14 protein-coding genes and 1 pseudogene are annotated in these 14631 nt (G+C 67.7%); 9 read left to right on the forward strand and 6 right to left on the reverse strand.

Translation table 11 applies throughout. The annotated features are described in order from the left end of the window. The first annotated feature begins 33 nt into the window (after positions 1-33). A pseudogene (locus ACZ6DT_RS02135) lies at positions 34-431 on the forward strand (hypothetical protein). Here the strand turns inward: ACZ6DT_RS02135 and ACZ6DT_RS02140 are convergent. Next, positions 372-548, reverse strand: coding sequence for a hypothetical protein (locus ACZ6DT_RS02140; protein WP_465587306.1), 177 nt, complete (start codon positions 546-548; stop codon positions 372-374). The pseudogene ACZ6DT_RS02135 and the gene ACZ6DT_RS02140 sit on opposite strands and share 60 nt — an antisense overlap. A gap of 127 nt (positions 549-675) precedes the next feature. Here ACZ6DT_RS02140 and mug point away from each other — a divergent pair, with 127 nt between their 5' ends. The 6 genes from mug to ACZ6DT_RS02170 all read left to right on the forward strand — a co-directional run bounded on the left by mug (position 676) and on the right by ACZ6DT_RS02170 (position 5815). Continuing rightward, complete coding sequence (gene mug / locus ACZ6DT_RS02145) at positions 676-1227, forward strand: G/U mismatch-specific DNA glycosylase (protein WP_465587308.1); 552 nt, start codon at positions 676-678, stop codon at positions 1225-1227. A gap of 283 nt (positions 1228-1510) precedes the next feature. Then, complete coding sequence (locus ACZ6DT_RS02150; RefSeq protein ID WP_465587311.1) at positions 1511-2311, forward strand: response regulator transcription factor; 801 nt, start codon at positions 1511-1513, stop codon at positions 2309-2311. A gap of 139 nt (positions 2312-2450) precedes the next feature. Further along, positions 2451-4295 carry an acyl-CoA dehydrogenase gene (locus tag ACZ6DT_RS02155; RefSeq protein ID WP_465587314.1) on the forward strand — a complete coding sequence of 615 codons (1845 nt, stop codon included), beginning with the start codon at positions 2451-2453 and terminating at the stop codon, positions 4293-4295. A gap of 124 nt (positions 4296-4419) precedes the next feature. Continuing rightward, entirely contained in the window at positions 4420-4695 is a 276-nt protein-coding gene (locus tag ACZ6DT_RS02160) for a GlsB/YeaQ/YmgE family stress response membrane protein (protein WP_465587317.1), read from the forward strand. 71 nt (positions 4696-4766) lie between these two features. Beyond that, positions 4767-5066 (forward strand): GlsB/YeaQ/YmgE family stress response membrane protein, encoded by a 300-nt coding sequence (locus tag ACZ6DT_RS02165; protein WP_465587320.1) that lies wholly within the window; start codon positions 4767-4769, stop codon positions 5064-5066. A gap of 32 nt (positions 5067-5098) precedes the next feature. Further along, positions 5099-5815 (forward strand): leucine-rich repeat domain-containing protein, encoded by a 717-nt coding sequence (locus ACZ6DT_RS02170; RefSeq protein WP_465587323.1) that lies wholly within the window; start codon positions 5099-5101, stop codon positions 5813-5815. A gap of 3 nt (positions 5816-5818) precedes the next feature. Here the strand turns inward: ACZ6DT_RS02170 and ACZ6DT_RS02175 are convergent, their stop codons facing one another. The 3 genes from ACZ6DT_RS02175 to ACZ6DT_RS02185 are packed head-to-tail and all read right to left on the reverse strand — an operon-like array spanning position 5819 to position 9836. Further along, positions 5819-7663: a VanW family protein gene (locus ACZ6DT_RS02175; RefSeq protein ID WP_465587326.1), complete on the reverse strand. Its 1845-nt coding sequence runs from the start codon at positions 7661-7663 to the stop codon at positions 5819-5821. 30 nt (positions 7664-7693) lie between these two features. Beyond that, positions 7694-7987, reverse strand: a complete 294-nt coding sequence (locus ACZ6DT_RS02180; protein ID WP_007032412.1) for a GroES family chaperonin — start codon at positions 7985-7987, stop codon at positions 7694-7696. Positions 7988-8027: 40 nt separating this feature from the next. Continuing rightward, positions 8028-9836: an NHL domain-containing thioredoxin family protein gene (locus ACZ6DT_RS02185; protein WP_465588780.1), complete on the reverse strand. Its 1809-nt coding sequence runs from the start codon at positions 9834-9836 to the stop codon at positions 8028-8030. 179 nt (positions 9837-10015) lie between these two features. Here ACZ6DT_RS02185 and ACZ6DT_RS02190 point away from each other — a divergent pair, with 179 nt between their 5' ends. Continuing rightward, a complete protein-coding gene (locus ACZ6DT_RS02190; protein WP_465587328.1) occupies positions 10016-10585 on the forward strand; it encodes a hypothetical protein in 570 nt (189 codons plus the stop codon). Between the two features lie 70 nt (positions 10586-10655). On the opposite strand, the gene ACZ6DT_RS02195 is transcribed toward ACZ6DT_RS02190, so the two are convergent. Further along, positions 10656-11126: an SRPBCC family protein gene (locus tag ACZ6DT_RS02195; RefSeq protein WP_465587331.1), complete on the reverse strand. Its 471-nt coding sequence runs from the start codon at positions 11124-11126 to the stop codon at positions 10656-10658. A 35-nt stretch (positions 11127-11161) separates the two neighbouring features. Next, on the reverse strand, positions 11162-13507 hold the full coding sequence (locus ACZ6DT_RS02200; protein ID WP_465587334.1) for an oxidoreductase: 2346 nt from the start codon (positions 13505-13507) through the stop codon (positions 11162-11164). A 601-nt stretch (positions 13508-14108) separates the two neighbouring features. Between ACZ6DT_RS02200 and ACZ6DT_RS02205 the strand changes: the two genes are divergently transcribed. Beyond that, a complete protein-coding gene (locus tag ACZ6DT_RS02205; RefSeq protein ID WP_465587336.1) occupies positions 14109-14603 on the forward strand; it encodes a PE domain-containing protein in 495 nt (164 codons plus the stop codon). Positions 14604-14631 lie beyond the last annotated feature (28 nt).

Consider the following 14631-nt stretch of genomic DNA (forward strand, 5'->3'; position numbering starts at 1 on the left):
CGCCCCTTCGACCGAAGTGGCGGCACGGGCGAGATCCATAACGTCGATATCATGACGAACGCACTGGCCGCGGTGCTGCTCTACGGCAGCATGACGCCGGCGGTGACCTTCCTCCCGCTGCCCGGCCCCGGCGTCGAACGGCTGAGCCAGACCGTGCAGCTGAACCCGTTCCAATGGATCGCCGACATCCACACCGAACTGCTCAAGCACGGGCTGCCGACGGCCGACTGGTTCACCACGCAGACTTCGGCACCGCGCCCTACGTGTACCGGATCTTCGACGTCGACGAGCTGCTCAACAACACCGGCGGCGCGATGCCCGGCTGGATCGCCGGGGCACCGCTGCTCAGCCTCGCGCGGAAGCCCGTTCCCTCAACGGTCGAGCTTCAGCTTCCGCGCCGCGAGCGGGTCGACCTCGCCCAGATCCGCTAGCCTCGCCTGCCGTCGCTGGTCCGCCCGCCGCGCGGCCCGCCGGTCTTCCGCGATCACCAGCACGGTGGCCACCACGAAGATCAACGCGACCACGCCGAGGATGAGCGAGAACTGCAAGACGCCTCCCCGAATACGACCTTGTGCGCGAGATCACAAACAGTACGCACGTCGTGGTGACTTGGCCACCCCTTGCGACGAAAGTGGGTGCCGTGGATCACTCGGAGGCGGCGGGGAGACTGGCGGGGTGAGGACGAAACCGACCAAGGACGAATTGGCCGCCGCCTACGGCAAGACCATCCACGACGTCATCGCGCCGGATCTGGACGTGCTGTTCTGCGGGATCAACCCCGGTCTCTACTCCGGCGTCCTCGGCCTGCACTTCGCCAGGCCGGGGAACCGGTTCTGGCCCGCGCTGTACCGCGGTGGCTTCACCCCGCGTCTGCTCGACCCCAGCGAGCAGGACGAGCTGCTCGAACTCGGCCTCGGCATCACCAACGTCGTCGCGCGGACGACGGCGCGGGCCGACGAGCTGACACCGGACGAGTTCCGTGAAGGCGGACGGCTTCTCGTGGCGAGGGTCGCCGAATACCGGCCACGCTGGCTCGCCGTGGTCGGGATCACGGCGTTCCGGGCCGCGTTCGGCCGTCCGAAGGCGAAGGTCGGCCCGCAGGACGGCGAGATCGGCGGGGCGCGGGTCTGGGTACTGCCCAATCCAAGCGGGCTGAACGCCCATTGGACGCCCGCGGCACTGGGGGACGAGTTCGGCCGCCTCCGTGCCGAAGTCCACTCTGAGTAGCGAACACGTCAAGATCTCCCCTGGCCGCGCTCAATCGAGCCAGAGATCCACAACCAGCAGATACGCAGAGTTTGCCGCGACGAGGCGATACATCTATGAGGGGGATATCGCGTCACGCGCACCGGCCTCCTGACTCGTAATAGTTACGAGGTGTCATCTCTGTCCGGTCCCGCAGGGGGGACCGGTTGACGAGGGCGACCACGCCGGGGGGGCGGTGGTCACCGAATGGACTTTCGAGTCCTCTCGTCCGGGGATGACGGGCAGGAAAACGGAGGGGTCCGTGATGCGAGGCATCGAGCCGAACCGAACGCAGGCCGGCAGGCCCGGTGGCCTGTCACCAGGCGGCCGAGGCCTCGGCGTGGCCGCCGTCGATCCGATCCCGATCTTCTGCGAGGGACTGAGTTCGCTGGTCCACCGCACGCCGGGGTTGCAGTGGCTCGGGCACGCGTCGAGCCACCACGCCGCGCTCCAGCTGTGCGAACAGCTCAAACCGGACGTCATCGTGCTGGATTCGGCACTCGACCCGAACTGCCACCTGTCCCGGCTGCTCAGCGGCGGCGATCCCGCGCTGGTCATCATCACGCTGGTCAGGGACACCAACCGCACGCAGCAGTACCTCGCCGCGGCGATCGCGGCGGGCGTGCACGCGATCGTGCCGCGGGCGACCGACGGACGGCATCTGACCGAGGCGATCCGGCGCGCGCACAGCGACCGCCGTTACATCGACCCGACGCTGGCGGCGCTGACCGCCCGGCCGAAGCGCCAGCCCGTGCTCCCGAAGCCGGGTGACGCCCCCAAGCCGGCGACCGCGCGCGGTCTGATGCCGCTGTCCCGCCGCGAGTACCAGGTCCTGCAGCTGGTCGCGGAGGGGCTGGAGAACTCCGGGATCGCGAAGATCCTGTTCCTGTCCGTGGAGACCGTGCGGACCCACGTCAAGAGCATCCTGCGCAAGCTCTCGGCCCGAGACCGGACGCACGCGGTGACCATCGCGTTCCGCTCCGGCATCCTGATCGCGACCCCCGACGACGCGCACACCCCGGCCGATGCGACGCCGACCACTTCGATCGCGCCGTCGACCCACTGAGACCCCCCGTATTGCTGATTTACACATCACAACAGTGGCCATTCACTTGCCGCCGGTTACCCACAGGTAATATCCTGATGTTACCGGCGAGTAGGGAACATGTGCCCGGCCGGGGAGCCGAACACATTGGAGTGACGACATGGGCCACTACAAGAGCAACGTCCGAGACCTGGAGTTCAACCTCTTCGAGGTCCTCGGCGTGCAGGACCGCCTCGGCAAGGGCGTCCTCGCGGAGTCCGACGAGGAGACCGCCCGAGGGGTGCTGACCGAGCTGAACAAGCTGGCTTCCGGTCCCCTCGCCGATTCGTACGCCGACGCGGACCGCAACCCGCCGGTGTACGACCCGAAGACCTTCTCGGTGAAGATCCCCGAGTCGTTCAAGAAGAGCTACCAGGCGCTGATGGACGGCGAATGGTGGCGGCTGGGCCTGCCGAACGAGCTGGGCGGCTTCGGGCTGCCCCCGACCGTGCAGTGGGCCGCGGCCGAGCTGATCCTCGGCGCCAACGCGCCGCTGTTCATGTACATGGCGGGCCCGAGCTTCGCCGGGATCGTGGACAAGAACGGCACCGAAGAGCAGCGGCAGTGGGCGCAGGTCATGATCGACCGCGGCTGGGGCGCGACGATGGTGCTCACCGAGCCCGACGCCGGTTCCGACGTGGGCGCCGGCCGCACCAAGGCCGTCAAGCAGGAGGACGGCTCCTGGCACATCGACGGCGTGAAGCGGTTCATCACCTCGGCCGAGAACGACATGGTCGAGAACATCATGCACCTGGTGCTGGCCCGTCCCGAGGGCCCCGGCATCGAGACCCGGCCCGGCACCAAGGGCCTTTCGCTCTTCCTCGTGCCGAAGTTCCACTTCGACGGCGAGACCGGTGAGCTGGGCGAGCGCAACGGCGCCTTCGTCACCGGGGTCGAGCACAAAATGGGCATCAAGGCCTCCACCACCTGCGAGCTGACCTTCGGCCAGCACGGCACCCCCGCCAAGGGCTGGCTGCTCGGCGAGGTGCACGACGGCATCGCGCAGATGTTCCAGGTCATCGAGTACGCCCGCATGATGGTCGGCACCAAGGCCATCGCGACGCTGTCGACCGGTTACCTCAACGCGCTCGAGTACGCCAAGGAGCGCGTCCAGGGCGCCGACCTGCCGAACATGCTGAACAAGGCGGCGCCCCGCGTCACGATCACCCACCACCCGGACGTCCGCCGCTCGCTGATGCTGCAGAAGGCGTACGCCGAGGGTCTGCGCGCGGTGTACCTCTACACGGCGTCCTTCCAGGACCAGGTGTGGACCGGCGAGGGCGACGAGGCGTCGCAGAAGGTCGCGCGTGGCGTCAACGACCTGCTGCTCCCGATCGTCAAGGGTGTCGGCTCCGAGCGCGCGACCGAGCAGCTCGTGCAGTCGCTGCAGACCCTCGGCGGGTCGGGCTTCCTGCAGGACTACCCGATCGAGCAGTACATCCGCGACGCGAAGATCGACTCGTTGTACGAAGGCACCACGGCCATCCAGTCGCTGGACTTCTTCTTCCGCAAGATCGTCCGCGACAAGGGTGCTTCGCTGGCCTACGTCGCCGGGGAGGTCACGAAGACCATCGAGTCGGAGATCGGCAACGGGCGGCTCAAGAACGAGCGCGGTCTGCTCAAGCAGGCGCTCGAGGACACCCAGGGCATGCTCGGCTCGCTGATCGGCTACCTGACCTCGTCGCAGGAAGACCCGCAGAACATCGACAAGGTCGGCCAGCACACGGTCCGCCTGCTGATGTCGGTCGGCGACCTGCTCATCGGCTGGCAGCTCATCAAGCACGCCGAGGTCGCCATCGGCAAGCTCGACGCGGGCGCGTCGGCGAAGGACACCCCGTTCTACGAGGGCAAGATCGCCGTGGCGTCGTTCTTCGCGAAGAGCGTGCTGCCGGAACTGACCGCGCGCCGCGCGATCGTCGAGGCAGCCGACAACAGCCTCATGGAGATTTCCGAGGCCGCGTTCTAAACGATTTCGTGACGAAAAGCCCTCTCCGCCGCGGAGAGGGCTTTTCTGGTTTCGAGGGGTTTTCCGGCGGGCATCTCCGTGCTGAGTCCGCCCACCGGGCGGAGACCTCGGCAAAGGAGTCTCAATGACAGTCACCGGCATCATCACGGCGATCGTGGTCGGTTTGATCCTCGGGGTGCTCGGCAGGTTCTTCGCCCCCGGCAAACAGTCCATCCCGATCTGGCTGACGATCTTCGTCGGTATCGTCGCCGCCTTCATCGGTACCTGGATCGCCCGCGGGCTCGGCTACGCGGACACCAAGGGCTTCGACTGGCTCGAACTCATCACCCAGATCGTGGTCGCCGCCCTCGGTGTCGCCCTGGCCGCGAACCTTTACGGACGCCGGGGTGTCACCCGGTAAGGGGTCTTGAGGCGCGATGAGCCCGAATCGGTGTCACCGTGGGCTCATCGATCTCCAGCGAAGGAGGAACCATGTTGGGTGGCCTTTGGGGCATCATCACCACGATCGTGGTCGGTCTGATCCTCGGTGTCATCGGCCGGATGCTGGCGTCCGGCGATCAGAAGATCCCGATGTGGCTGACGATCTTGGTCGGTATCATCGCCGCTTTCATCGGCAACTGGCTGGCCGGGGTGTTCGGGGTCCGTGACACCGCGGGCATCGACTGGCTCCGGCACGCCTTCCAGGTCGGCGCGGCCGTCATCGGTGTCATCGCCGCGGCCGCGATCTACGCGAAGGTGAAGGGCGGCGGTGGGCACCGGGCCATGACCTGAGCCCAGTGGCGCATCGCCTACGGTCGGCCCCTGTGACCACTCGACTCGACCTCAGTGGCCAGGGGCTGACCTCCCTGCGCGACCTTTCCCTCCCGGCTTCGCTTGAAGTATTGGATCTGTACGACAACCAGCTGACGTCGGTCCCCGACGAGCTGTGGTCGCTTTCCGGGCTCCGCGTGCTGAATCTGGCCACCAACCGGCTGACCGCCATCTCGCCTTCGATCGGCGCCCTGCGGAATCTGCACACGCTGGACCTGGGGCACAACGAGCTTTCGACTCTTCCGGACGAGCTCGGCGAACTTTCCGGGCTGACGGAATACCTCTACGTGAGCGACAACCGGCTGACCGAGTTCCCCGCCGCGCTGTGCTCGCTCGGCAGGCTGAAGTACCTGGGGTGTACGGACAATGGCATCTCCACCCTCCCGGATGACCTCTCCGGGCTGGCTTCGCTGCGCGAACTTCGCTTGTACGGCAACGGGTTGACCGAACTGCCTGAGTCGATCGGGACACTTTCCGCGTTACGCGAGCTGCATCTGCGGCGCAACCGGTTGACGGAGTTGCCGCCCTCCATCGGGCAGCTGAGCGAGTTGCGTCAGCTGGACCTGCGCGAGAACAAGCTCACCTCGCTCCCGTCATCGATCACTATGCTGTCCAAATTGGACAAACTGGATCTGCGGTGGAACAAGGAGTTACGGGAACCGTCGTGGCTCGCGGACTTCGAAGCCCGCGGCTGCATGGTGCTGCGGTGAGCCTCAGGCGCAGATGACGGTGGCGCGCGGCGAGTAGGTCGCGTTGCGGGTCTCCCGGCGGACCTCCGTGCCGGTGACGACGTCGACGAGCACCCGCGTGTCCGAGGTGCTGAAACCGGTCGCGCCGGGATCCGGTACGCAGCCGGGACCCGAGCCGACCCGCACCGGCTGCGGGACGTAGGAGTGCCGTTCGCCGCCGACGCCCTGCACCGAAAACCGTTTCGTGCCCCAGATCCGCACCGTCACCGAGCCGTTGGCGGGGAGCACCTGGATCGCGATCCCGGTCGGGGCGTCGTTGACGATCTGCATCTCGACCGGAGAACCGTTGTCGTCGATCACCTTCACGTCACGCGCGACCGGATAACGATCGAGGTAGTGGTCGTGCTCCAGATGTCCGCCGTCGGCCATGCCTGACAGATAAGCGGCGTTGTAAAGCGTCGTCGCGAGCTGTGAAACGCCGCCGCCGACCACGACGGGACCGGTGCCGTCCTCGTTCGCCGGAGCGGGGACGTAGCCCGCGTCCGCCGTCCTCGGCCCGGACCGCGCGCCGAGGCTGAACGTCTCGTTCGGCTTCACGATGGCACCCGAGACCCTGGCGGCCAGTGCCTGCACGTTCGTCATCGCCGGCCCGCTCAGGCCCGACGTGGTGAACTCGCCGATGACCTCGTTGATCCCGAGGACGTTCGCCGCGTCGGTGCTGACGGCCGGGCTGCTGGCGTCGTAGACCGCTTTCAGCTCCCTGTCCTGGCTCTTGGCGAGCGTCGAGGTCAGCGCGGAGAACGTGAGGTCCCAATTGACCTTCCTCGCGTCCTTCGACGGCTGGACGGCCGGCCTGTCGCCGACGAAGACGATCTGCGCGTCCGCCCCGTCGGTCTCGGTCTCCTTGAGCTGCGGCTGCGCCGCGGCCCGCAGTTTCCCCTGGTCGATGCGGACTTCGAGGTTGCCGTCGTCACGCGCGGCGAACTGGAAGGACCCGGCGATCGTGTCCGGCTTCAGTGTCGCGTCCTTGCCTTCGCCGCGGATGACGAGCGGCTTCGCGACCGCCGGGACGACGATCTTGACGAGCGCCGCGTGCACCCCTGGCGAAGTCGCCTTGACCGGCGAGACGTTCACCTTCAGCTCCACGCCATCGTCGCTCAGCCAGCCGTCGATGACCGCGGCGACCGCCGACTTGACGTCGGCGAGCGTCTGCCCCGCCCGTGGTTCGACCGCCGCCGGGACGACCCCGCCGTCGGTGCCCGCGATCGGCTGGAAGGTGATGTTCCCTTCGACCGGCGGGCGGTTCAACTGCGCGGCGGCGAGGTCCGAGACGGTCTTTTCGAGCTTCGGCGCGTCGGTCCAGGTGACGACGCCGACCTCACGACCGGTGAAGAACGACATCACCCGCGTGTACGGGCTCAGCGGCTGATGACCGGCACGGCCCAGCGTCTGCGGCCAGTCCAGGCCGAGACCGGACGATGTCGGGTACAGCACCGTGCGGACGTCTCCCGCCCGGACACGGACCGGCTCGATCAGTCTCGGTTCCAGCTCACGGCGAAGCTTCGACTCGGCCTCTTTGTGCGTCAGGCCACCGACGTCGACACCGGCGACCGTGACGCCGCGCGGGACGTCCCCGGCGCTGACGATGAGATCGACCGCGTACGCGAGCACGAACAGGCCCATGAGGGCCCCGGTGACCATGAGGGCCTTGCCCAGCCCCTTGCGGAGCCTCGACGCGGGTGTCGGTGGCGGCTGGACCACCCTGTCACCCTCGAAGAGCTCGTCGACCAGGTCTTCGTCGGTGTCCGCGGCGGGCAGGAGGACGTCGGTGAACAGATCGGTGCCCGGCTCGTCGTGGTCATCGCGCACCGTTCTTCTCCACCCCTCCCGCGGCTCGAGCTACAGGTACAACCCCGTGCCGTGTTCGGTCCGTTCGGTCGCCACGGCGTGGATGTCGCGCTCCCGCATCACCAGGTGCCCCTCACCCTGGATCTCGACCTCGTGCTGGTCGTCCGGGTTGAACAACACCCGGTCACCGGTCTTGACGTTGCGCACACTGTTGCCCACGCCCAGTACATCACCCCAGGCGAGCCGCCGCGCGACCTGCGCGGTGGCGGGGATGACGATGCCGCCGGAACTCCGGCGCTCTCCGTCCTCGGGGGACAGCTTCACGAGCACCCTGTCCTGCAGCATCTGAATTTCGAGTTTCGGCCCGTCTGACACGAGTACGACTCTACTTACCCGGATCCCCCGCCATGACCAGGCTCAGCACGCTTTCTCCACCGGCTTCGAATCGCACCGGTACGCCCCAGTCCTGCCGGGTGATACGGCAGGCCGGGTGCTCGCCGCCGTCATCACAGCTCGCGGCCTGCGCGACGACCTGCAAGACGCCCGCGGTGACTCCTTCGGCGAAGCGGAGCTTGCGGAACAGGTCCGTGCCCACGCCCGCGCCGTCGGCGAGCAGTTCCGGCGGCGACGCGCTGATCTCCAGCCGTGTCGACGGGCCGAAACGGTCATCGAGCTTCTCGCCGGGAGGCGGGGTGAAGACGACGGAGAACTCCAGCTCGCCCGGAGCCAGCACGGTCGGCGGACGACGGACCGCGTGCGCGTCGCCGGACACGGCCTGTTCACCGAGCGGCACCGGCCCGATCCGGCCGCCCGCCGACTCGACGACCAGCAGTTCCCCGTCGTGCACCAGCAGACCGGACGGCTCCGCGAGGCCGGACGCGAGCGTGGTCACCTGGCGGGTGAGCGGGTCATAGCGGCGGATGGCGCCGTTGTAGGTGTCGGCGATCGCGATGGTGTCGCCGGGCAGCACGGCGAGGCCGAGCGGATGCTGCAGGAGCGCCTTGTCGGCGGGGCCGTCGACGTGACCGAAGGAGAACAGGTCGACGCCGACCGCGGTGTGCACGGTGAACGTCTCGCCCTCGGGCTGGATCCAGCGCAGCGCCGACGTCTCCGCGTCCGCGAGCCACAGCTTCTGCCCGTGGGGCGTCAGACCGGACGTCTGCGCGAAGAACGCCTCATGGACGTCGCCGTCACGCAGGCCCTCGACGGTCGTACCGGCGAAGCGGCGGATGCTGCCCGAGACCGGCTCGAACACGCTCAGCGTGTGGTTGCCCGCCATGGCGACCACGACGCCGCCCGCGGGGCCCCACCAGGCGACGTCCCAAGGGCTGGTGAGGTCGACGTCGAGCGCCTTGCCGGTGTCGACGCCGTCGCGCCACTGACGGCCGGTGCCGGCGACCGTGGAGACCTCACCGGTGATCAGGTCGATACCGCGCAGCCGGTGACCGGCCGTGTCGGCGACGAGGGCGTGGTAACCCGCGCGCTCGGCGACCTCGTACGGCAACAGGGTGATCCCGGCGGGCTCGGTGAAACTCGCCAGGTCGAACGGGCCGTCCTGCGCGCCGCGCTCTCCGCTGCCGAAGCGGCGGATGATCGTCTCGCCGTCGGAAGCGAACTCGACGATGGAGTGGTTGCCGGTGTCGGCGACCAGGATGCGGCCTTCGGCGGTGGTGACGGCCTTGCTCGGGAAGCGCAGCTCGGTGGGCTGCTCCTCGGCCGGGACGTACGGGCCGCCGCCGCGGCGCAGCGTGCCCTTGGCTTCGTGGGTCGCGACGAGATCGGCGATCACCCGGCGCAGCGCCTCGGCATGCCCCTCACCGGCGGCGACGTGGACGACGTACCCCTCGGGGTCGACGACGACCAGCGTCGGCCACGCCTTGACCGCGTACTGCGACCAGGTGGTCATCTTCGGGTCGTTGAGCACCGGGTGGTGCACCTCGTAGCGTCGCACGGCGGCCTCGATCGCGGCCGTCTCGCCCTCGTGCAAGAACTTCGGCGAGTGCACGCCGATGGTCACCAGGACGTCGGCGAACTCGGCCTCCAGCGGGCGCAGTTCGTCCAGCACATGCAGGCAGTTGACGCAGCCGCTGGTCCAGAAGTCCAGCAGGACGACACGGCCGCGCAGCCCGGCGAGCGTGATCCGCTCGCCGCCGGTGTTGAGCCACACGTCACCGGCGAGCTCGGGCGCCCGCACGCGGGACTGCGTTCGTGGAGAGGTCACGACATGAGTGAACTACACCGATGGTCGCTCTGTTCCGAGGTCCAGGCGTGGAGAGGGCGAGCTCACCCCGGGGGAGGAGCCTCATGTGGGTGATGAGAGAGGCGTGTTAAAAGGGAAGGCGCCCGCGCGGTACGCGATTTAGGCTCGAACACATGTCCGCTGTTGAGCACGCCTTCACCATCGAGGAGGCACACGACCTCCAAGCGAGCTTGGCCGAACCCGTGCGTCCCGGGTTGAGCGAGGCCGAGCTCGACGACGTCGAAGCCCGCTTCGGCCTCCGGTTCGCCGCCGACCACCGCACGTTCCTGTCCGCCGGGGTGCCGATCGGCGACCGCTGGCCGGACTGGCGCTGCGGCAACCCCGATCAGCTGCGGAAACGACTGGACTGGCCGGTCGACGGGGTGCTCTACGACGTCGAACACAACGGCTTCTGGCTGCCGGACTGGGGCAAGCGCCCGATCGACCTCGCCGACGCGCTTTCGCGGGCCCGCTCGCAGCTGGCGCGCGCCCCTCAGCTCGTACCCGTCTGCGGGCATCGGTACCTGCCCGGGATCGCCGGGAGTTCGGGATATCCGGTGCTGTCGGTGTATCGGACCGACATCGCCTGTCACGGCTACGACCTGAGGGGATACCTGCGACACGACTTCTGCGACCAGCCCTTGGGCCCGCCGCCGCCCGAGGGACCGCGTCCAATCGAGTTCTGGTCACGCTTCGTAGAATGAGCTCGCCCCCCTCCCGCGTTTAGTCCTCTGAATGCGATGTTTCGCACTCCGAACTACCGCATTCAGAGGACTAAACGCGGGATTCGGCGGCGACCTTCAGCCGGGCCAGTGTCGCGGCGATGTTCGCCCGGTTGGCGTCGTCCCGCTTCCAGACCCCGGTGAACAGCGACGTCGGCCCGCGGAGCCAGCCCGGCCGCCGGTCCCACGTGCTCTCGATGGCCACGCAACCCTCACCTGTGGACTCGATGTCGTACTGCCAACGCGCCACCGGGAGTCCGGCGAAAGTGGTCACCTCGAACGCGAACCGCTTGCCCTCGTCGGCGTCGGTGATCGTCGAGAGGGTGCTCCAACGACGGATCCCGCGGCGATTGCGGCCGCGGAACTTGGCGCCGACGGCGGCCCCCTTCGCCGCACCGACCCAACGATGTCCTTCGTACTCCTCGGCCATGCCCGCGAGCGCGCCCGGGTCGCTGACCAGGGCGTATACCTTCTCGGGCGGGGCGGCGATCGCGATCTTGCCGGTGGCGCTGGGCTCCGTCATGACATACCTCCGTACTGAGAGTATGTGAAATACCCTCAGTTGTCGCGGCGGAGCATGCGGCTTATCCCTGCCGCCACCGTCGTCGCCAGCACCCAGCCCGAGGCGGTGAACCCGGCCGCGACCCAGTTGTCCATGCCGTGCATGTACCAGCGCGACTTGTTGCCGAAGTCGACGATCGGCACCAGGAGGTCGATCGTGTACAGCACCGGGTTCCACTGCAGCCCGGTGTCGTCCTGATTGACCAGGCACCGCGGCCCGCTCACCGTGAGCTTCGGATTCGTGATGCAGTCGTCGACGCCGAGCCCGAACCACAGGCTGCCCAGCACGAGCAGCGTCAGCAGCCAGCCGAGCGCGCGCACCGGACGGAAACCGTAGCCGACCATCGACCGCTGCAACCAGCTCCACACGTGCACGCCGGGTCCGAAGAACTTGAAGCCCTTCGCGAGCGCTTCGTACCGGAACTGCTGCTTCTTGAGCAGCACCGTGGAAGCGTGCTCTTCGTTACCGGACGCGCGCAACGTCGCTGCCAGCTGGTCGTACGGTCCCGGGCGGTAACCGTCCATCGCCTTGCGCAGCAACACGATCCGATGGTCGATCGCCCGGTCGTCGTCGAGCGCGATGTCCTCCTGCAGTGCGTCGTACCGGAAATCCTCCAGCTCGATCCCCGTCGCCGACGCCCAGAACGCCTCGTTGTCGCCCAGCGTCCCGCAATGCGCGCGCCGCAGCACGATCCGGCCGTCCGGCGGAGTGCCGGGCGTGAGCAGGAACTCGTCGGCCGAGACATCACTGCCGTCGAGCGCGATCCCGTGCTGCGGCAGGGAACCGAGCCGCGCGCCGCGGAAGTCGACGCGCCGCGCGACCTGGGCGCCGTCGAGGTTGACCCCGCCCTGAGCGACGAACGGACGCTCCTTGTTCTCGGTGAGGATCAGATCCCGGCCGATCCGCGCGGTGCGGACGTCCAGCGAGTAACTGGTGCGCGTGCGCGCGCCGGGCTCGGTCAGGCTCGTGCCGAAGAGGTTCACGCTGCCGCCGACCTCGGCGCCCTGCAACCGCAAGGTGCCCTGGACGGTCGCGTCGGTGAGCTGGAAGTTGCCCGCGATCTTCGCGCGCCGCGCGGAAAAGACGTCACGGCGCGGGTGCAGGAACATCGAGTTCCACGCCAGTACGTTGCCGCCGACGGTGATGTCGGCCATGCGCAGCTGCCCGGACGGCACCCGCAGACTCGTCGCCTCGAGATCGCCGCCGATGGTGGTCCCGTCGAGGTGGATCGCGCGGTCGTAGTAAGGAATGCTCTGCCCGCGACCGACCTGGACCTCGGCACCCGCCAACCGCAGCGAACCACCGATCCGGGCGTTGACCATCCGCAGCGTCCCGGTCACCTGCATACCGTCGCTCAGCTCGAGGTTTCCGTTCACCGTGCATCGATCCGCGACCAGCGCCGGCCGCGGATCGATGTACGGATCGTTCGACTTCCACGCGTCGACGACGATCGGCCCGGACTGGTTCACCGAGAGCTTGGCCTCGCGGAAAATGATGTCACTGTCCACAGTGGCACTCGGCAGGAACATGATCCCACTGGCGGAGAAGCGTTTCCGCTGCGCGGCTGGCCCGTAATTGTCCACCTCGCACAGCAGGCTGCCGCCGATGTGGATCCCGTTCCCGTTGAGCGCGAAGCCGTCCCGGTTGTTCAGCGTCGCGCCGGAGAAGTTGACGTTACCGCCGGCCCGCATACCCGGGATGCGGACTTCTCCGTTGGCCACCAACCGATACGCCAGCAGCGCGCCCACGATGTTGACCCGGTCGGCCTGGATCGCCTTCCCGCGTGGATGCGTGATCACCGTTCGGGTCAGCACGACCGAACCCTCGATGACCGCGTCGGTGAGATTGACCGCCGCGTTCGGCATCCCGCGCTCGCGATCGTCGCCGCGCTGGACCGTGGTCTCCTCGATCTCGTGCTCGGCGTCGACGTGCACGACACTGCGGATCAGGCGGACGTCGTTGCGGGTACGGAGGTTGCGCGCCTTGAGCCCGGGCAGCCAGCACTTGCGGAACACGAGCCCCAGCAGATGCGCCTCACGGACGTCCGGCGGATGCTCGAAGCGGCACCGCTCGAACCGGAACAGATACTTGATGTCGGCCGCGCGCAAATCGAGCGTCCCGGTGATGTACGCGTCCTCGACCTGCACGATCGGCGCGTTGGTCGCTTGACGACGCCACCGGAGCAGCCCCGTCGTCCCCGGCTTCATCAGCTCGGCCGCCGGGACCTCGTATCGCTTGTCGGGGTTCGGATCGAACGGGTCGAGCGGCGGCAGGGACGTGTCGCCGTTCGGGTCACCTTCCCCCGGCTCGCGCGGTCCGTTGTTGCGCCGAAAACCCGGCATCGTCTCGCTTCCCTCCCCCGTCGTTCCCCGGCCACCAGCGAAGCCGATCACGCACGGGATTCGCAAGTGGCCCAGCACAGTAGACCGCAACCTGCCACGGGAGGACGACGGCAGAACGGCCACTCCGGGTTCCGGACCAGGCCGTTCGGGTCCACGTCGGTGATCTTGGCCGGATTCGACGTTGGGGCGATCGTTCGCTGCTACGGTCACTCAGCGGAGTCAGGCGGTGGACTACGGGTAGGTCGCGCCCTTCGCAGCCCGTGCGGGGAGGCACTCTGAATGCGACGGCTCGTCATCGCTGCGACGATCACCTGTACGACCTTGTTGCTTGCAACGGGGACAAGAGAACCTGCCGCAGGCTGTCTCGGCCCGGTGGTTCCGAATCAGGACTTCCACGTCCGCTTCGGCGATCCTCGCCGAGTCTGCCCGATCGGGCAAAACCGTCTTTCAAGGCGAAATACACTGGTCGCCCCATCTTTCGATGGTGATCTTTCACGAAAGGGCTGATCAACGGTTTACCTGCTGCTATCGTCACCGATTGGAGTCAGCAGGGAACTACGGGTAGGTCGCGCCCGATCGCGACCCGTGCGGGGAGGCACGTATGACAGGACCGGGAAGCGGCCCTCAGGGGATCTACGACCAGCTGAACACGACACCACCGCAGGCATCGCAGCAGGGCTCGGGATTGATGCCGGGTTCCGCCGCAGCTCAGCCCCCGCCGAACTACGACGAGCTGGGCAAGGGGCAGGCGAAAGCCGACTTCGCCGCCGCGTCGGCGAACGGTGGATGGGAGTTCGATCCCGAAGCAATGGCCAAGGTGATCAAATCCCTTGAAGACTGCATCGAGAACAACTTCAGCAGCGCAATGAGGGAAGCCGCGTACCTGACCGGCATCGACGCGATGGGTGATGAGGTCGCCAGCCATGGTTACGTCGCGACCGCGAACGAATCAGGCGCCTCGTATCAAACCTTCCTGGACAGCGCACGTAAGTTCACCAGGGCCTACGCCGACACGCTGGTGGAAATCAAGACAGCGTACGAAAAGCAAGACCAGGCTGCGATCGACGCCCTCCGTTCTGTTGGAAAGGCTCTCTGAATGCGTGCTCGTCTCGTCTCTGTTCTCG

This window comes from Amycolatopsis sp. NPDC041971, assembly GCF_055588925.1.